General features: G+C 67.2%; 18 protein-coding genes. 11 read left to right on the forward strand and 7 right to left on the reverse strand.

Translation table 11 applies throughout. From position 1 onward, the window contains the following. Nucleotides 1–133 precede the first annotated feature (133 nt). The 4 genes from A2G96_RS02490 (at nucleotide 134) to A2G96_RS32175 (ending at nucleotide 3,158) form a co-directional block, all read left to right on the forward strand. Nucleotides 134–571, forward strand: a complete 438-nt coding sequence (locus tag A2G96_RS02490; protein WP_062796468.1) for an HIT family protein — start codon at nucleotides 134–136, stop codon at nucleotides 569–571. Further along, nucleotides 568–1,470 carry a 3-hydroxybutyryl-CoA dehydrogenase gene (locus A2G96_RS02495; protein WP_470290490.1) on the forward strand — a complete coding sequence of 301 codons (903 nt, stop codon included), beginning with the start codon at nucleotides 568–570 and terminating at the stop codon, nucleotides 1,468–1,470. The genes A2G96_RS02490 and A2G96_RS02495 overlap by 4 nt, the downstream gene beginning before the upstream one ends. 228 nt (nucleotides 1,471–1,698) lie before the next feature. Next, nucleotides 1,699–2,688, forward strand: coding sequence for a virulence RhuM family protein (locus A2G96_RS02500; RefSeq protein ID WP_231909608.1), 990 nt, complete (start codon nucleotides 1,699–1,701; stop codon nucleotides 2,686–2,688). Between the two features lie 128 nt (nucleotides 2,689–2,816). After that, nucleotides 2,817–3,158: a hypothetical protein gene (locus A2G96_RS32175; RefSeq protein ID WP_082818827.1), complete on the forward strand. Its 342-nt coding sequence runs from the start codon at nucleotides 2,817–2,819 to the stop codon at nucleotides 3,156–3,158. A gap of 35 nt (nucleotides 3,159–3,193) precedes the next feature. On the opposite strand, the gene A2G96_RS02510 is transcribed toward A2G96_RS32175, so the two are convergent. Next, complete coding sequence (locus tag A2G96_RS02510; RefSeq protein WP_062796476.1) at nucleotides 3,194–3,616, reverse strand: DUF3293 domain-containing protein; 423 nt, start codon at nucleotides 3,614–3,616, stop codon at nucleotides 3,194–3,196. Between the two features lie 25 nt (nucleotides 3,617–3,641). Next, on the reverse strand, nucleotides 3,642–4,310 hold the full coding sequence (locus A2G96_RS02515; RefSeq protein WP_012351564.1) for a Crp/Fnr family transcriptional regulator: 669 nt from the start codon (nucleotides 4,308–4,310) through the stop codon (nucleotides 3,642–3,644). Between the two features lie 280 nt (nucleotides 4,311–4,590). Here A2G96_RS02515 and A2G96_RS02520 point away from each other — a divergent pair, with 280 nt between their 5' ends. From A2G96_RS02520 to A2G96_RS02550, 7 genes are all read left to right on the forward strand, one after another. Continuing rightward, nucleotides 4,591–6,597 (forward strand): AMP-dependent synthetase/ligase, encoded by a 2,007-nt coding sequence (locus tag A2G96_RS02520; protein WP_062796478.1) that lies wholly within the window; start codon nucleotides 4,591–4,593, stop codon nucleotides 6,595–6,597. Further along, on the forward strand, nucleotides 6,594–7,556 hold the full coding sequence (locus A2G96_RS02525) for an ABC transporter ATP-binding protein (RefSeq protein WP_062796480.1): 963 nt from the start codon (nucleotides 6,594–6,596) through the stop codon (nucleotides 7,554–7,556). Before A2G96_RS02520 ends, A2G96_RS02525 begins: the two co-directional genes overlap by 4 nt. Nucleotides 7,557–7,567: 11 nt before the next feature. Then, nucleotides 7,568–8,482: a branched-chain amino acid ABC transporter permease gene (locus tag A2G96_RS02530; protein WP_062796483.1), complete on the forward strand. Its 915-nt coding sequence runs from the start codon at nucleotides 7,568–7,570 to the stop codon at nucleotides 8,480–8,482. A 24-nt stretch (nucleotides 8,483–8,506) separates the two neighbouring features. Continuing rightward, nucleotides 8,507–9,583 (forward strand): branched-chain amino acid ABC transporter permease, encoded by a 1,077-nt coding sequence (locus A2G96_RS02535; RefSeq protein WP_062796485.1) that lies wholly within the window; start codon nucleotides 8,507–8,509, stop codon nucleotides 9,581–9,583. 89 nt (nucleotides 9,584–9,672) lie between these two features. Next, complete coding sequence (locus tag A2G96_RS02540) at nucleotides 9,673–11,010, forward strand: ABC transporter substrate-binding protein (RefSeq protein ID WP_062796487.1); 1,338 nt, start codon at nucleotides 9,673–9,675, stop codon at nucleotides 11,008–11,010. Between the two features lie 202 nt (nucleotides 11,011–11,212). Beyond that, nucleotides 11,213–12,028, forward strand: a complete 816-nt coding sequence (locus A2G96_RS02545) for an ABC transporter ATP-binding protein (protein ID WP_018003769.1) — start codon at nucleotides 11,213–11,215, stop codon at nucleotides 12,026–12,028. 84 nt (nucleotides 12,029–12,112) lie between these two features. Beyond that, nucleotides 12,113–13,363 (forward strand): phenylacetate--CoA ligase family protein, encoded by a 1,251-nt coding sequence (locus tag A2G96_RS02550; RefSeq protein ID WP_062796489.1) that lies wholly within the window; start codon nucleotides 12,113–12,115, stop codon nucleotides 13,361–13,363. A 90-nt stretch (nucleotides 13,364–13,453) separates the two neighbouring features. Here the strand turns inward: A2G96_RS02550 and A2G96_RS02555 are convergent, their stop codons facing one another. From A2G96_RS02555 to A2G96_RS02575, 5 genes are all read right to left on the reverse strand, one after another. Beyond that, nucleotides 13,454–13,855, reverse strand: coding sequence for a YbaN family protein (locus A2G96_RS02555; RefSeq protein ID WP_062796495.1), 402 nt, complete (start codon nucleotides 13,853–13,855; stop codon nucleotides 13,454–13,456). Between the two features lie 110 nt (nucleotides 13,856–13,965). Continuing rightward, entirely contained in the window at nucleotides 13,966–14,943 is a 978-nt protein-coding gene (locus A2G96_RS02560) for an NAD(P)H-dependent flavin oxidoreductase (RefSeq protein WP_062796500.1), read from the reverse strand. A gap of 125 nt (nucleotides 14,944–15,068) precedes the next feature. Continuing rightward, complete coding sequence (gene creC / locus A2G96_RS02565) at nucleotides 15,069–16,511, reverse strand: two-component system sensor histidine kinase CreC (protein WP_062796503.1); 1,443 nt, start codon at nucleotides 16,509–16,511, stop codon at nucleotides 15,069–15,071. Nucleotides 16,512–16,520: 9 nt separating this feature from the next. After that, on the reverse strand, nucleotides 16,521–17,213 hold the full coding sequence (gene creB, locus A2G96_RS02570; RefSeq protein WP_269465674.1) for a two-component system response regulator CreB: 693 nt from the start codon (nucleotides 17,211–17,213) through the stop codon (nucleotides 16,521–16,523). 9 nt (nucleotides 17,214–17,222) lie between these two features. Beyond that, the gene (locus A2G96_RS02575) at nucleotides 17,223–18,347 is read right to left on the reverse strand and encodes an NAD(P)/FAD-dependent oxidoreductase (RefSeq protein WP_062796505.1); all 1,125 of its coding nucleotides are present in this window, start codon (nucleotides 18,345–18,347) and stop codon (nucleotides 17,223–17,225) included. Nucleotides 18,348–18,399 lie beyond the last annotated feature (52 nt).

Here is an 18,399-nt window from a genome sequence, read left to right on the forward strand (position 1 = left end):
CGCGCTGACCGGTAATCGCGCAGGGCGGCCGCGGTGAAGGGCCGCCCTGCGTTACACTCGAATGCTGCGCCGCACCCTGGCCGCACCATAGCGCTGGCGGCAACTAATTCCGAGACAACCGCAACACAAGACCATGGACACCCAGTACAGCCCGAACAACATCTTTGCCAAGATCCTGCGCGGCGAAATGCCGTGCATCAAGGTGTACGAGGACGACGACACCATCGCCTTCATGGACATCATGCCGCAGGCCGACGGCCATACGCTGGTGGTGCCCAAGGAAGCCGCGGTCAACCTGTTCGACCTGTCGGAGCGCGGCGCCCAGGCCGCCATCGTCGCCACCCAGCGCGTGGCGCGCGCGGTGCGCGCGGCCTTCAACCCCGACGGCATCTCGATCGGCCAGTTCAACGGCGCCGCGGCGGGCCAGACCGTGCCGCACATCCATTTCCACATCGTGCCGCGCTACAACGACCAGTCGCTGCGCGGCCACGCGCGCGACATGCAGGAGCCGGAAGTGCTCAAGGGGCATGCCGAACGCATCATCGCGGCGCTGCGCGAGCAGGCGCCCTGAATCACGCATCCAAGCATTCAACCAAGCAAGCAGAGGAAGACAAGATGGCAATCAAGACTGTAGGCATCGTCGGTGCCGGCACCATGGGCAATGGCATCGCCCAGGCCTGCGCAGTGGTGGGACTGAACGTGGTGATGGTCGACATCAGCGACGCCGCCGTTCAGAAGGGCGTGGCCACGGTGTCGGGCAGCCTGGACCGGCTGATCAAGAAGGAAAAGCTGACCGAGGCGCAGAAGGCCGACGCGCTGGCGCGCATCAAGGGCAGCACGTCGTATGACGACCTCAAGGCCGCCGACATCGTGATCGAGGCCGCCACCGAGAATTACGACCTCAAGGTCAAGATCCTCAAGCAGATCGACGGCATCGTCGGCGACAACGTCATCATCGCGTCGAACACCTCGTCGATCTCGATCACCAAGCTGGCTGCGGTGACGTCGCGCGCCGACCGCTTTATCGGCATGCACTTCTTCAACCCGGTGCCGGTGATGGCGCTGGTCGAACTGATCCGCGGCCTGCAGACCAGCGACGCCACCCACGGCGCCGTCGAAGCGCTGGCCAGGGAACTGGGCAAGTACCCGATCACGGTCAGGAACAGCCCGGGCTTCGTCGTCAACCGCATCCTGTGCCCGATGATCAATGAGGCGTTCTGCGTGCTGGGCGAAGGCCTGGCCTCGCCGGAAGAGATCGACGAGGGCATGAAGCTGGGCTGCAACCATCCGATCGGACCGCTGGCGCTGGCCGACATGATCGGGCTGGACACCATGCTGGCGGTGATGGAAGTGCTGTACACCGAGTTCGCCGATCCGAAGTACCGTCCGGCGATGCTGATGCGCGAGATGGTGGCCGCGGGCTACCTGGGGCGCAAGACGGGGCGTGGGGTGTACGTGTATAGCAAGTAAGTCGGACCTGGACCCGCCACTTTCAGTGGGCGGGTCTGGTCTGAGCGAGGCCGGCGGCTGGACTTGGGTCAGCGCCGGCCTTTTCCGTTGGTGGTGCCGTTCGGCACGGTATCGGCACACTCTGCAACAATCCGGGCGATCCCTTCGGGTAGTCTATGGGGTCGTTCGCGACGACGCGATCAAGGAACTGGTAGAGGAATCCCGCCTATGCGTACTGGCGAACTCATCTTGTACACCACCGAGGACGGGGGGACGCGGATCCGGCTGCGGGCGGAAGGTGGAACGGTCTGGCTGTCGCAGTTGGAGATGGCGGAACTGTTTTCGTCCTCGAAGCAGAACATTGGCCAGCACATCAAGAACGTGCTGGCGGATGGCGAGTTAGCGGAGCATTCAGTTGTAAAGCAAAACTTTACAACTGCCTCCGACGGCAAAAGCTACCGAACCATGCTCTACAACCTCGACATGATCCTGGCAGTAGGCTATCGGGTTCGCTCGCATCGTGGCACCCAGTTTCGCCAATGGGCCACCACCCACCTGCGCGAATTCCTGGTCAAGGGCTTCGTCATGGATGACGAACGGCTCAAGGAGCCCGGCGGCTGGGATTATTTCGACGAGCTGATCCAACGCATCCGGGACATCCGGGCGTCCGAAAAGCGGTTTTACCAGAAGATCCGTGATATCTATGCGACGGCGGTCGATTACGACGGCACCACCGAGCAGGCGCAGCGATTTTTCGCCAAGACCCAGAACAAGATGCTGTGGGCCATTACCGGCCACACCGCCGCGGAGCTGATTGCAGCCCGATCCGATTCGAGCCAGCCGAATATGGGGCTGACGAGCTGGAAGGGCGGCCGGGTGCGGCGGGGCGACGTGGGCGTTGCCAAGAATTATCTGCAGCAGCCGGAGTTCGACGCGCTCAACCGCATTGTGGTGATGTATCTCGACTACGCCGAAAGCATGGCCCTGCGTCGCAAGACGATGACGATGCAGGAATGGGCGGACAAGCTGGATGCGTTCCTGGCGTTCAACGAACGCGAAGTCCTGACGCATGCCGGCAAGGTCTCAGCGGAAGTGGCAGAGCGCCTGGCGCTCGAGCGCTATACCGAATTCGAGGCAAAACGGCGCGACGCCGAGCGCCTCGCCGCCGACGCCGAGGACGTCGCGGCGCTGGAACGACTCGAGCAGCAGCTTGACGGTACCGTGGTCAAAAAACCGTGACCATCGCCTTATTCCCAGGCCGTCTGTAATCCCGCTTACACCGCGTTATATACCGAAACAATCCGCCGCATCTGGTAACAGGAATGCGCGGTAGAGTGCACCCATTCCTTTTACGACGACACCGCATCATGGCTCATCCGGTTCTTTTTGCAGCGCTGCTCGCTGGCGTCATGTCCCTGCTGGCGGCGCGTTCTGCAATGGCGCATGTGGATGTGGGCGTGCACATCGGCACCCCGGTCTATGCCGCGCCGGCGCCGGTCTATGTGGCGCCGCCGCCGCCCGTGGTGTACGCACCGCGCTATCACGGCTGGCACGGCGATCGTTACTGGGACGGCCGGCGCTGGTATGGGCGGCATGAATGGCGCGGCCGGCATCACCATTACCGGCACCATCATCACCGGCATCACCACTATCGCCACCACGGCCATGGGCATCGTGGCCATCATGGCCATCGCGGCCACGGGCACTGATCAACGGGTCGACGTGACCGCTCCAGCCGCCCCGGTTAGCGCAACAGCACCAGTCGCGGCACCGCGTCGGCGCCGCTCCAGACCACGGCGTTCTGCTGGTAGGTCTGGCCCAAGGCCCGCGCTTCGGCCAGCGGCAGTCCCGGCACGAGGAAACTCGGTTCTGCCGGCCAGCCGTTGTCGGGATGCTCGCCGGCGGCTTCGATCGCGTGCAGCCCCAGTGCGTTGATATCCTGTGCCAGTGCCAATTGCCGGCGCGCGTTGGCGGCATCGTCGCAGCGCTGGCTGAAGGGATTGGCAGCGGTAATGAAGGCGCTGCAGCCCACCCCAAGCGCGCGGTGCAGCGCGGCCAGCGCGGCGCTGGGCTGGTCGATGCGCAAGGTCATCGGCATGTCGCCCAGCACCCGGTAGTGCGTTTCGCGATACGCCCGCAGGGTCTCGGCGTCGATGGCGCTGGCCACCTTATTTCCCACCTTATTTCCCACCTTACTCCCCGTACTGCCGCAGTCCGTCGAGGTCCAGCACCTCGATCACCCCGTAGTCCACCCGCACCAGCCCCTGCTGTTCCAGCACCTTGAGCGCCTGGTTGGCGCGCTGGCGCGAGATGCCGGCGAGCAGGCCGATTTCTTCCTGCGAGATTTCCAGCGTCTTGCCGATGCCCGGATACAGGTGTTCGTTGAACAGTGACGACACCGCGCGCGCCACGCGCGAATCGATGTCGAGCAGCCGTTCATATTCCACCGCCGCAATGAACTGCCCCAGGCGCTCGTTGAACTGCGTCAGCAGGAAGCGCGTGAACGGCAGGCTGGTATCCAGCAGCCACTGAAAAGTGTCGCGCGGCAGGAAGGCGATGGTCGAGCGGCGCAGCGCCATCACGTCGTACTTGCGGATCTCCGACTTCAGCACCGCCCCTTCGCCGAACCAGCCGCCGGTGGGCACGCCGGTGAAGGTGACCGACTTGCCCGACGGCGACACCGTGGTGATCTTGACGATCCCTTCGAGCACGCCCAGCCAGTGCTCGGCCTTGTCGCCCTTGTGGCAGACGTAGTCGCCCTGGCTGTACTCGTGCACGAACATGGCGCGGCGCACGCGCTCGCGCTGCTCCGGACTCAGGTCTGCTGCCCACACGCAGCGGTCGACAAAATCGTTCAGCATGGCCTCGCGAAAGCTCCGGTAGGGATTAACCCGGAATTGTCACCGGCGTGACAACCGGGGGTGTTGGCATGGGCTATCGTACGATCACAACGGAACCGCGGGTGCCACCAGGGGCACGCCGGGAAGGCAGAAGACGCTTTTCCCGGCCCCTCAAGACAAGGCACAGACGGGCTTGATGCGATGCGGCAGATGCCGCCGGGCAAAGCAAGCCAAGTATAACGACTGGACCGGCGCTTGACACCGGGCGTGGACCCCCACGCCGGAGGGACAGGAGACAGCGATGCAGGAATCGTCGGCGACGACCTTCCCGCGATGGCTGCTGGCGCACGCCCAGCAGCGGCCGGAGCATCCGGCCTACCGCGAGAAGGATCTCGGCATCTGGCAGACATACAGCTGGGCCCAGGCGGCACAGCAGGTGAGGGCGCTGGCATGTGGTCTGGCCGCGCTTGGCTTCAGGCGCGGCATGAACCTGGCGGTGGTGGGCGACAACCGTCCGCGCCTGTACTGGGCCATGACCGCGGCGCAGGCATTGGGTGGCGTGCCGGTGCCGCTGTACCAGGACGCCATCGCCAACGAGATGGTCTACGTGCTCAACGATGCGGAGATCGAGTTCGCCATCGTCGAGGACCAGGAGCAGGTCGACAAGCTGCTCGAAGTCGAGGCGCAGCTTGCCGAGTCCGGCCGCGCCGTGCGCCACGTCATCTTCGAAGACCCGCGCGGCCTGCTCGACTACGACCATCCCTCGCTGATGTCGTACGAGCGCCTGCAGGAACTGGGGCGCGAGTTCGACCAGGCCCATCCGGGCTTCTATGACGAGGCCATCGCCGCCGGGCAGCCCGACGACACCGCGATCATCCTCTATACGTCCGGCACCACCGGCAAGCCCAAGGGCGTGTGCCATTCGCACCATGGCCTGATCGGCTCGGCGCGCAACGGCTGCGCCTTCGACAAGCTCAGCGCCGACGACGACGTGCTGTCCTACCTGCCGATGGCGTGGGTCGGCGACAACCTGTTTTCGTATGCGCAGGCGATGGTGGCAGGCTTTACGGTGAACTGCCCGGAATCGCGCGAAACGGTGATGACCGACCTGCGCGAGATCGGACCCACCTACTACTTCGCACCGCCGCGCATCTACGAAGGCCTGCTGACGCAGGTGATGATCCGCATGGAGGATGCCGGCTGGATCAAGCGCAAGCTGTTCCACTGGGCCATGGACGTGGCGCGCCGCTGCGGCACCGCCATCCTCGACGGCCAACCGGTATCGCTCGCCGAGCGCGCGCGCTATGCGCTGGGCGAAGCACTGGTCTACGGCCCGCTGCGCAATGTGCTGGGCATGAGCCGCATCCGCGTGGCCTACACCGCCGGCGAGGCGATCGGCCCGGACCTGTTCCGCTTCTACCGCTCGATCGGCGTGAACCTGAAGCAGTTCTACGGCCAGACCGAGACCTGCGCCTATGTGTGCCTGCAGCCCGACGGCAAGGTCAAGTTCGACTCGGTCGGGCCGGCCGCGCCCGGCATGGAAATCCGCATCGCCGACAACGGCGAGGTGCTGGTGCGCGGCGTGGGCCTGCTCAAGTCCTACTACAAGCGCGAGGATGCCACGCGCGAGGCCATCAACGACGAGGGCTACTTCATGACCGGCGACGCCGGCGTGATCGACGCCGACGGCCACCTGAAGATCATCGACCGCGCCAAGGACGTGGGCAAGCTGGCCGATGGCTCGATGTTCGCGCCCAAGTACATCGAGAACAAGCTCAAGTTCTTCCCGTACATCAAGGAGGCGGTGGCGTTCGGCAACGGCCGCGACCAGGTCTGCGCCTTTATCAATATCGACTTCGAAGCCGTCGGCAACTGGGCCGAGCGCCGCCACCTGCCGTACGCGGGCTATGTCGACCTGGCCGCGCAGCCGGACGTGCTGGAGATGATCGGCGAATGCGTCAACCAGGTGAATGCCGACCTGGCCAACGACCCGATGCTGGCGGGGTCGCAGGTGGCGCGCTTCCTGGTGCTGCACAAGGAGCTGGACCCGGACGACGATGAACTGACCCGCACGCGCAAGGTACGGCGCGGCTTTATCGCGGAGAAGTACGGCGTGCTGGTCGACGCGCTCTATGCGGGCAAGTCCGAGCAGTTCATCGAGACGCGCGTCAAGTTCGAAGACGGGCGCGAGGGCAGCGTGTCGGCCACGCTGAAGCTGGTGGATGCCAGGCGGCTGCCGGTAGCGGCGCGCGCGGCAGGCGCGCGCGGCATAACGGCCATAACAGCACAGGTGGAGGCAGCAACATGACACAAGTGGCCTGGCAAGGCGCCGGCAAGCGCGAATGGACCGCGGCGGCACGCACCGATGCGAGCGGCGCTGGCGGTGGCGGGGCGATGGCGCCCGCAGGACCGCTGCCCCCCGCGGGGCTGGCGGATGACAGCGGCGTGCCTCCCGGTACGCGCCATGCGCAGCGCACCGGCGCGCAGGCGCGCACCGGCGGCGAGGTGATCCTGGACCTGCAGCATATCTCGCTGTCGTTCGGCGGGGTCAAGGCGCTGACCGATATCTCGTTCGACGTGTGCGAGCACGAGGTGCGCGCCATCATCGGCCCGAACGGCGCCGGCAAGAGTTCGATGCTGAACGTGATCAACGGCGTCTACCACCCGCAGCAGGGGCGCATCGTGTTCCGCGGCGAGGAGCGCAAGCAGATGCACCCTACCGCCGCGGCGCGCCAGGGCATTGCGCGCACGTTCCAGAACATCGCGCTGTTCAAGGGCATGACCGTGCTGGACAACATCATGACCGGCCGCAACACGCAGTTCCGCACCTCGTGGTTCGCGCACGCGCTGTGGTGGGGCCCGGCGCGCAACGAGGAGATGCGGCACCGGCAGAAGGTGGAGGAGGTGATCGACTTCCTCGAAATCCAGTCGATCCGCAAGACCCCGGTGGGGCGTCTGCCGTACGGCCTGCAGAAGCGCGTCGAGCTGGCGCGCGCGCTCGCCGCCGAGCCGTCGATGCTGCTGCTCGACGAACCGATGGCCGGCATGAACGTGGAAGAGAAGCAGGACATGTGCCGCTTCATCCTCGATGTGAACCGGCAGTTCGGCACCACCATCGTGCTGATCGAGCACGACATGGGCGTGGTGATGGATATCTCCGACCGCGTGGTGGTGCTGGACTATGGCAAGAAGATCGGCGATGGGACGCCGGAGGAGGTCAAGGGCAACCCTGACGTGATCAAGGCATACCTGGGCACTTCGCACTGAGGGTCTGAACCATGACGTTCTTCTTTGAAATCCTGCTCGGCGGCCTGCTGTCGGGACTGATGTACTCGCTGGTGGCGCTGGGCTTCGTGCTGATCTACAAGGCCTCGGGCGTGTTCAACTTTGCCCAGGGCGCGATGGTCTACTTTGCCGCGCTGGCGGTGGTGGGGCTGATGGACAAGGGCATGCCGATGTGGGCGGCGGTGATCGGCGCCTTCGTGGTGATGATCCTGGTGGGCATGAGCACCGAGCGCTTCGTGCTGCGCAAGCTGGTCAACCAGCCGCCGATCACGCTGTTCATGGCAACCATCGGGCTGTCGTTCTTCCTCGAAGGGCTGGGGCCGCTGCTGTTCGGCAATGAAGTGCGCCCGATCAACCTGGGCATCGTCGACGAGCCGATCGAATCGATCCTGACCACCTTCAACATCGTCATCTCCAAGTTCGACCTTGCCGCCGCCGCCATCGCCGGCGTGCTGGTGGGATCGCTGGCGCTGTTCTTCCAGTACACCAAGGTCGGTCGCGCGCTGCGCGCGGTCGCCGACGACCACCAGGCCGCGCTGTCGCTGGGGATCCCGCTGCAGAACATCTGGGCCATCGTCTGGGGCGTGGCCGGCTTCGTCGCGCTGGTGGCCGGCATGCTGTGGGGCTCGCGCAATGGCGTGCAGTTCGCGCTGACGCTGACCGCGCTGAAGGCGCTGCCGGTGCTGATCCTCGGCGGCTTTACCTCGGTGCCCGGCGCCATCGTCGGCGGGCTGATCATCGGCGCGTCGGAGAAGCTGGCCGAGATCTATATCCCGCCGGTATTCCAGTCGATGTTCGGCGGCAACTTCGGCGGCATCGAGGGGTGGTTCCCGTATGTGTTTGCCTTGCTGTTTCTGCTGGTGCGGCCCGAAGGGTTGTTTGGCGAGAAACACATCGATCGCGTCTGACCGACTTCGCACAGGAGAGTTGCCATGTTTTATCGTGAAGCCGGCCAGTTCAAGACCAGCTACGTTGCCGACAGCCAGATCTTCCCGATCCGCCAGGACCGGATCGGCTTTGCGGTGCTGATGGCGATCGCCTTCGTGGCGATCCCGTTCATCGGCTCGGAATACTGGTTCTCGGCCATCCTGATCCCGTTCCTGATCTTCTCGCTGGCGGCGCTGGGGCTGAATATCCTGACCGGCTATGCCGGCCAGCTGTCGCTGGGCACCGCGGCCTTCATGGCGGTGGGGGCGTATGCGGCCTACAACTTCCAGCTGCGCATCGAAGGCATGCCGGTGCTGCTGACCTTTATCCTGGCGGGCCTGTCGGCGGCGCTGGTGGGGGTGGCGTTCGGGCTGCCGTCGCTGCGCATCAAGGGCTTCTACCTGGCGGTGGCCACGCTTGCGGCGCAGTTCTTCGTGGTGTGGGCGCTGACCAAGTTCCCCTGGTTCTCCAACAACAGCTCGTCGGGCGTGATCACGGCGCAGCGGCTGGATCTGTTCGGCTACGCCATCGATACGCCGGTGAAGAAGTACCTGTTCGTGCTGGCCATCGTCACGGTGCTGGCGCTGGCGGCCAAGAACATGGTGCGCTCGGCCACCGGCCGCGCCTGGATGTCGGTGCGCGACATGGACGTGGCGGCGGAAGTCATCGGCATCCCGCTGATGCGCACCAAGCTGCTGGCGTTCGCGGTCAGCTCGTTCTACTGCGGCGTGGCCGGCGCGCTGTATGCGTTCTGCTACCTGGGCTCGGTCGAGCCGGACGGGTTCTCGCTGGACCTGTCGTTCCGCGTGCTGTTCATGATCATCATCGGCGGCGTCGGCAGCATCATGGGCTCGTTCCTGGGGGCGGCCTTCATCCTGCTGTTGCCGATCTTCCTGGACAACGTGCTGCCGCCGCTGGCATCGCTGCTGCACCTGCCCTTTACCAATGCCACCGTGTCGCACATCCAGCTGATGGTGTTCGGCGGGCTGATCATCTTCTTCCTGATCGTCGAGCCGCACGGGCTGGCCCGGCTGTGGCAGATCGCCAAGGAGAAGCTGAGGCTGTGGCCGTTCCCTCATTGACGGGAGGGGTGCCCGTGTTACCGCAGTTCCTGTGAAGTTCTGAAGCTCACGCATAACGAAACGCTCCCCTGAGGGCGAAGGAGACTGTCATGACCAACCTGATTCGCAACGTGCAACGCGCCGCCCTGGTGGTCAGCGCCGCGGCTGCACTGCTGGCGCCGGCGGTGCCGGCACTGGCGCAAAGCAACGAGCAGTTCATCGCGCTGCCGAGCTATCGCGTGGGGCCCTATGGCGCCAACGGGCAGTCCTGGTATGGCGGTTTCATCGACTACCTCAACTACGTCAACCTGAAGGACGGCGGCGTCAACGGCGTCAAGCTCAGCTGGGAGGAGTGCGAGACCGAGTACAACAACGCCAAGGGCGTGGAGTGCTATGAGCGGCTGAAGGCCAAGAACGCCACCACCAAGGGCACCGCGTACCACGCGATGTCGACCGGCATCTCGTACGCGCTGGTCGACAAGACCGCGGCCGACAAGGTACCGCTGGTGATGATGGGCTACGGCCGCACCGATGCGGTCGACGGCTCGGTGTTCCCGTACGCGTTCCCGCTGGTGACCACGTACCAGATGCAGGTCTCCGCCATCGTCAAGTACCTGGCCAGCAAGAGCGGCGGCTCGCTGGCGGGCAAGAAGATCGTCTACCTGTACCACGATTCCGCCTACGGCAAGGAGCCGATCGTGGCGCTGCAGGCCGAGGCGCGGCTGGGCAAGTTCAACCTGGTCGAGATCCCGGTGGCGCACCCCGGCAACGAGCAGGGTGCGCAATGGCTGAAGATCCGCCAGGAGAACCCTGACTACGTGATCTTCTGGGGCTGGGGCGTGATGAACCAGACCGCGCTGAAAGGGGCGCAGAAGGTGGGCTTCTCGCGCGAGAAGATGATCGGCTCCTGGTGGGCGGGCTCCGAGGAAGACACGGTGCCGGCCGGCGATGCCTCCAAGGGCTATATGAGCGCGACCTGGAACGTGGCCGGCAAGGGCGTGCCGCTGATCGCCGATATCGAGAAGGTGGTCTATGGCGCCGGCAAGGGCAATATGCAGGACAAGAACAAGGTCGGTTCGGTGCTGTACAACCGCGGCGTGTCGGCGGCGGTGGTGACGGTGGAAGCGGTGCGCGTGGCGCAGGCCAAGTTCGGCAAGGGCAAGCCCATGACCGGCGAGCAGATGCGCTGGGCCTTCGAGAACCTGAACCTGACCAACGCCCGCCTGCAGCAACTGGGCGCCACCGGCCTGCTGCCGGAGATCAAGACCAGCTGCGAGAACCACGAGGGCTCGGGCAAGGTGAAGATCCAGCAGTGGGACGGCAGCAAGTGGGTGGTGGTATCGGACTGGATCGAGGGCAACAAGAGCCTGATCCACCCGCTGTTCAAGGCCACCGCGGCGCAGTACGCGAAGGAGAAGGGGATTACGCCGGGGTGCTCGAAGAGCTGATGCCGCACCAATCCCGATTGGTTTCTCCCCTCTCCCTCTGGGAGAGGGGCGGGGGAGAGGGCAGCGCATCAACAGAGTGAGCGCCTTCGCCATGGCGAGCTCCTGCCCTCTCCCCCGGCCCCTCTCCCGCAAGCGGGCGAGGGGAGCAAACCGCCGCGACTGTGAAGTCCTAAGTTACCGCCACACCACCACGACCCGCACCATGAGCCTCCTGTCCGTCAACAACATCGAAGTCATCTACGATCACGTGATCCTGGTGCTCAAGGGCGTTTCGCTCGAAGTGCCGGAGGGCAAGATCGTGGCGCTGCTGGGCGCCAACGGCGCGGGCAAGACCACCACGCTCAAGGCCATCTCCAACCTGCTGCAGGCCGAGCGGGGCGACGTCACCAAGGGCTCGATCGAATACCGCGGCGACCGCGTCGACCAGCTCACTCCCAACGACCTGGTGCGCCGCGGCGTGATCCAGGTGATGGAAGGCCGCCACTGCTTCGCGCACCTGACCATCGAGGAAAACCTGCTCACCGGCGCCTACACGCGCGGCCTGTCGCGCGGCCAGACCCGCGACGAGCTGGAAAAGATCTACGAATACTTCCCGCGCCTGAAGACGCGCCGCAAGTCGCAGGCGGGCTACACCTCCGGCGGCGAGCAGCAGATGTGCGCGATCGGCCGGGCCATGATGGCCAAGCCCGCGATGATCCTGCTCGACGAGCCGTCGATGGGGCTGGCGCCGCAGATCGTCGAGGAGATCTTCGAGATCGTGCGCGGCCTGAACTCGCGCGAAAACGTCAGCTTCCTGCTGGCCGAGCAGAACACCATGGTGGCGCTGCGCTACGCCGACTATGGCTACATCCTCGAGAACGGCCGCGTGGTGATGGATGGCGACGCCGAGTCGCTGCGCACCAACGAGGACGTCAAGGAGTTCTACCTGGGCGTGGCCGCCAACGACGCCGACGGCCCCGGCCGCAAGTCGTTCCGCGACGTGAAGAGTTACCGTCGCCGCAAGCGCTGGCTGGCCTAGCAACCGACCGTTTTTCACCCGGCTTGTCACCACGCGCACTGCGGCGCGGGGCAAGCCGCATCCCCTTCCCTGACGCACAGCACCATGCCAGAACACTTCGATCCGCTCGAAACCCGCGCGCCGGAAGTCCGCGAGCAGGCGCTCCTTGCCGCCCTGGCACGCCAGGTGGCCCATGCGCGCGAACGGGCGCCATACTTTGCCGAACTGCTGGACGGCGTCGATCCGCGCCTGCTGACCTCGCGCGCGGCGCTGGCCCAGCTGCCGGTCACGCGCAAATCGGACCTGAGCGCGCGCCAGCGCGCGCTGCCGCCGCTGGGCGGGCTCAATGCGACGCCGCTGGGCAAGCTGCGCCACGTGTTCCAGTCGCCCGGCCCGATCCACGAGCCCGACGGCCACGACGCCGACTGGTGGCGCACCGCGCGCGCCATGCATGCCGCCGGCTTTCGCGCCGGCGACCTGGTCTACAACACCTTCTCCTACCACTTCACGCCGGCCGGCATGATGATGGAAAGCGGCGCCCACCGGCTGGGCTGCTGCGTATTCCCGGCCGGCGTCGGCCAGACCGATTCGCAGGTGCAGGCGCTGGCCAGCCTGCAACCGGCCGCATATGCCGGCACGCCGTCGTTCCTCAAGTTGCTGCTCGAGCGCGGCGATGAACTCGGCACGCCGTGCACCAGCCTGGCCAAGGCGCTGGTCTCGGGCGAAGCCCTGCCGCCGTCGCTGCGCAACTGGTTCCGCGATCGCGGGGTGCGCGTGCAGCAGATGTACGGCACCGCCGATGTCGGCCTGATCGCGTATGAAACCGAAGGCGGCGACGGCTGGGTGGTGGACGAGGGCGTGCTGGTCGAGATCGTCGAGCCCGGCGGCTCGCGTCCCATGCCCGAAGGCGAGACCGGCGAGGTGGTGGTGACGGTGCTGGGCAACGGCGACTATCCGCTGATCCGCTTCGGCACCGGCGACCTGTCGGCGGTGGTGCCGGCATCGTCGCAGCGGCCCAGCCCGTGCGGCCGCACCAATATCCGCCTGAAGGGCTGGCTCGGCCGCGCCGACCAGGCCACCAAGGTCAAGGGCATGTTCGTGCATCCCGGCCAGGTGGCCGACGTGCTGCGGCGCCATCCCGAAATCCGCGCGGCGCGGCTGGTGGTGACGGGCGATCCGGGCGCCGACGTGATGACGCTGCGCTGCGAGGCGACGCGCGAAGACGCCGATCTGCAGCGCGCGGTGGCGGAGTCGCTGCGCGAGGTGATGCGGCTGCGAGGCGAGGTGGCGTTCGTGGCGGCGGGCTCGTTGCCGCAGGACGGGCGGCTGATCGAGGATGCGCGCAAGTACGATTGACGGTTTGCTCCCCTCTCCCGCCTGCGGGAGAGGGGCGGGGGTGAGGGCCGGAGCATCAACGAAGCAAGGGCATCGATAGTCCGGAAAGCCTCAAGTCTCCCCACCTTCCGCCGGCCGCGTCGGCAACCGCACCATCCACACACTCACCCCCACCGCGCACGCCAGCAGCGCCGCCGACACCAGCGGCCGCCCGCGCAGCAGCCACGCCGTGGTTCCCATCGACAGCCACATCATCGACAGCGCCAGGCATTTCGCCTTGAACGGGATGCTGCGGTGCCGCTGCCAGTCGCCGACCAGCGGACCGAAACGCGGATGCCCCAGCAGCCATTCGTGGAAGCGCCGCGAGCCGCGCGCGAAGCAGGCCGCGGCCAGCAGCACGAAGGGCGTGGTCGGCAGCACCGGCAGGAAGATGCCGATCACGCCGAGCAGCAGGCACAGCCCGCCCAGCGCCACCCAGGCGGCGCGCAGCACGCGCTGGCGGTGGCTCGGCACAGCGTCAGGATCGGGCGAAAGGTCGGAGTTGGAAGGGGGCAAGGGTCGGACAAAGGGCCGCCATGCGGCCCGCTAAGGGAGCGGCCCGCGGGATCGGCCCGCGGGATCGGTCAGCGCGCAATCCCCAGCCGCGCCTTGGCGGCATCGTACTCCGACTTCATGCGCGCGACGATCTCGCCGGCGCTGGGGATGTCGTGGATCTGGCCCACGCCCTGGCCGGCGCCCCAGATATCCTTCCACGCCTTGGCCTTGGAGCTGCCGCTGGAAAAGTCCATCTTGCTCTTGTCGGCCACCGGCAGGTTGTCCGGGTCCAGGCCCGCGTTGCTGATGCTTTCGCGGATGTAGTTGCCGTGCACGCCGGTGAACAGGTTGGTGTAGACGATATCGGCGGCGGCCGAGCTCGTGATCGACTGCTTGTACGACTCGGCCGCGTGCGCCTCCTGCGAGGCGATAAAGCGCGTGCCGACGTAGGCAAAGTCGGCGCCCATGGCCTGCGCGGCCAGCACCGCCTCGCCGGTGGCGATCGAGCCCGACAGCGCGATCGGGCCGTCGAAGATCTTGCGCACCTCGCCCACCAGCGCGAACGGCGACAGCATGCCGGCATGGCCGCCGGCGCCCGCCGCGACCAGGATCAGGCCGTCGACGCCCGATTCGATCGCCTTCTCGGCATGGCGCAGGCTGATCACGTCGTGCAGCACGATGCCGCCGTAGCTGTGCACGGCGTCGATCAGCTCCTTGGGCGGCGCCCGCAGCGAGGTGATGAAGATCGGCACCTTGTGTTCGACGCAGACCTTGATGTCATGCTCCAGGCGCGCGTTGGAGGCGTGCACGATCTGGTTGACCGCGACCGGGCCCACCGGTGCGCCGGGGTTGGCGGCCTTGAACGCGGCCAGTTCGTCCCCGATCTTGGTCAGCCATTCGTCGAGCAGCTCGGCCGGGCGCGCATTGAGCGCGGGAAAAGAGCCGACGATGCCGGCCTTGCACTGCGCCAGCACCAGTTCCGGGTAGCTGACGATAAACATGGGCGAGGCAATCACGGGCAGGGCCAGGTTCTGCAGGGCCTGGGGCAGTTGCTTGGCGGCGGGCATGGTGTCTCCTGGACTACGGGCGGGCACTTGGAAGCGCCCTAAATGAACGGTCGTTCGATTATAGGGAGTTTCAGCGCGGTCACGTTAGAAGCCCAAGTCTATGCCGGTCCGGCCGGCGCGGGGCGCTAGGCCGCCGGCAGCACCAGCTCGGCCAGCGCGCCGCCGCCCGGGCGGTTGGCCAGCGTCACGTCGCCATGATGCAACGTTGCCACCTCGCGCGCAAAGCACAGGCCCAGGCCGGTGCTCTTGTCCGCACCATGCGGGCGCGGCAGCGAGTAGAAGCGCTCGAACACGCGCGGCAGCGCGTAGTCCGGAATGCCGGGCCCCTGGTCGAAGACCGCAATGGCCAGCGCGTCGCCGCGCCGCTCCAGCCGCACCGTGACCGCGGTACCGGGCGGGGCGAAATCGATGGCGTTGTCGAGCAGGTTGGCGATGGCCTGGCGTAGCAGGAACGGGTCGCCGGCGACGTGGCCAGGGCCGTCCCCGGCGGCGCACTGCAGCGCGACGCCGCGCTGCCGCGCGCGCGGCTCCAGCTCGGCGCACAGCTGCGCCAGTAGCGGCGCCAGCGCCACCGGCTCGCGCACTTCCAGGCGCTGGCGCTGTTCCACCTCGGCCAGCGCCAGCAGCTTGCGGATCATGGTTTCCAGCCGTCCGGACTGGGTGCGGATATTGGCGACGAAGCGCTGGCGGTCGGCCGCCGGCATCTCTTCCTGCAGCAACTCCGCCGCGCCGCCGATGGCGGCCAGCGGGCTCTTCATCTCGTGCGTCAGCGTGTGGATGTAGTGCTCGACATACTGCTTGTCTTCCAGCCGCTCGCGCATGCCCTGCACCGCGCGCCCCAGCTCGGCCAGTTCGCCCGCGCCGCGTAGCGGCATCTCGGCACGCTCGCCGGCCGCGACCGCGCGCGCGTAGCCGCGCAGGCGGCTCAGCCCATGCATCAGCCACAGCGTGCAGGCCAGCCCGATCACGCACGCGGTGCCTATCAGCAGGCCGCCGTAGAGCAGGATCTTGCGCTGGCTGCGCGCGATAAACGGCGCCATCGCCGCATTGGGCTTGGCCACGGTCAGCACGCCGATGATGCGCTTGCCATTGCTGTCGACGTCACGCACCGGCGCGGCCACGTGCATCACCGTGCTGGCCTCGTCGGCGGGGTCGGCGCGCGTGCTGCGCGCGCCGTACTTGCCGCGCAGCGTCAGGTAGACGTCGTTCCAGCGCGAATAGTCGCGGCCCACGTCGGTGCCGGTGGAGTCGAAGCGCACGATGCCGCTGGCATCGGTCACGTAGACGCGGTAGCCGATGCTGTCCTTGTGCAGCCCCGAGACCTCGGCATTGACCGGCACCTCGCGCAGCGCCGCCATATGCCGCGCGAAAGCGCCGTCGGCGATGCGGCCGGCCTTGAGGTCGTCGGCGGCCAGCGCGGCCAGCACGTGCGCGGTATCGATCAGCGTGTCTTCCATGGCCTGGCGCACGCCCGGCTTGACCTCCTGCACGAACACGCGCAGCGTCAGCACCGTGGCCAGGCCCACGATCAGGAAGAAACCGAAGAAGATGCGCAGGCCGATATGCATGGCGCACGCTCAGGGCTCGAGCGAATAGCCCATGCCGCGATGGGTGCGGATGCGCTCGGCGCCCTCGGCGGACACCTCGCGCAGCTTGGCGCGCAGGGTCTTGATATGGGTGTCGACGGTGCGGTCGCTGGTGTCGAGCGCGCCCGCCCACACCGCGTCCATCAACTGCGCGCGCGAGTAGATCCGCCCGGGATGCGCCACCAGCCAGGCCAGCAGCAGGTATTCGTAGCGCGTCAGCGCCAGCCAGTGGCCGTGGTAGGCCAGCCGGGCGCCGTCCTGGTCGTGGGTGAAGCCGGCCGCCTCGCCGGCTCTTGCCGTGGCGCCGCCGCGGGCCCGGCGCAGGATCGCGCGCACGCGCGCGGCCAGCTCGCGCGGCGAGAACGGCTTGACCACGTAGTCGTCGGCGCCGATCTCCAGCCCGACGATGCGGTCGATCTCTTCGTGGCGCGCGGTCAGGAAGATCACCGGCGCATCGCTGAAGGTGCGCAGCGTGCGGCAGACCTCGAAGCCGCTCAGGTCCGGCAGCCCCACGTCCAGGATCACCAGGTCGGCCTGCGCGGCGCGCAGGCACGCGAGCGCGTCGCCGCCCAGCGTGCAGTGCTGGGCCAGCATGCCGTCGGTGCGCAGGGCATAGAGGATGGTGTCGGCGATGGCCTGCTCGTCTTCCACCACCAGGATGCGCGGTTGTTCCATGCCCGGCATTCTAGCCCGTCAGGCGCTGGCCGCCGCGCGCGCCGGCGCTGACGGTTCGCCTCCGCGCCGGTGGAAATAGATCTGCTCCGCGGCCCGGCGCAGCGGCGGCGAATACAGCATCAGGTCGAACGGCCAGTCGCACTGGAAACGCTCGAACATCCAGCGCAGCGCGCGCTTGGCGCGAAAACGCGGCGCGCTGGCGCTGGCCACGGCTTCCGGCGCCGGGCCGCGGTGCAGCAGGTGCGCGGCCACGGCTTCGCCGACCGACTCGCCGTGGGCAAAGGCATAGTGGATGCCGCCCGCGGTCAGCGGCGACACGATGCCCGCGGCATCGCCGGTCAGGATCACGCCGTCGCGCGCCAGCGGCAACACCGGGCCGCCGCATGGGATCAGCCCCGCGCGCGTCGCCGCCGGCCGCGTCAGCTGCGGCAGGCCGGCGCGCTCCCGCACATGCGCCAGCAGCCCGCCCAGGTCCGGCGCGCGGCCGTGCCGCGGCCGGTAGCGCAGCGCCAGCCCGGCCTGCACGCCGGTGGGGTTCTGCGCGATCCAGCCGATATAGCCGGGCGCGAAGCGGCGCGTGATGAAGCAGTGCAGCGCGTCCGGCTCGGGCAGCGCCAGTCCGGGGAACTCATACTCCACGCCGTACAGGAAGCTGTGCACGCGCCCGAGCCCGGCGCATTGCGCCACGCGCGACTGCGCGCCGTCCGCGCCGACCAGATAGCGCGTGTGGCCCACGCCGGTGACATGCCAGCCGCCGTGGCGCGGCACCGCGCCGACGAAGGCCTGGCCCAGCCGCAGCTCGACCCGGTGGCGCACCAGCTCCGCGGCCAGCCAGCGCATCAGGCGCGGCGTGTCGGTGGTATGGAAGTAGTAGCCCGGCGCGCTCAGCTCAAGGCTGCGCAGCCGCGGCGAGTACAGCTTCACCTGCTCGACGCGATGCACGCAGTCGGCCGGCGCCTGGCCCAGCCAGGTCTGCTCGATCGCTTCCCTGACCAGGATGCCGGTGGTGTGGAGCTTGTCGCCCGGATCGGTCTTGCGTTCCAGCACCAGCACGCGCAGCCCGGCGCGCGCGGCAGCCAGGGCGCAGGCGGCACCGGCAAAGCTGGCGCCGGCGATGACGATGTCGTAGTCGAAGGAGGGCATGGCGGTTTCCGGAGAGCGAAGGGCTCCAGTCTGGCCAGCCGGGGTGAGGGCA

This window comes from Cupriavidus nantongensis, assembly GCF_001598055.1.
GTDB classification, from domain to species: Bacteria; Pseudomonadota; Gammaproteobacteria; order Burkholderiales; family Burkholderiaceae; genus Cupriavidus; species Cupriavidus nantongensis.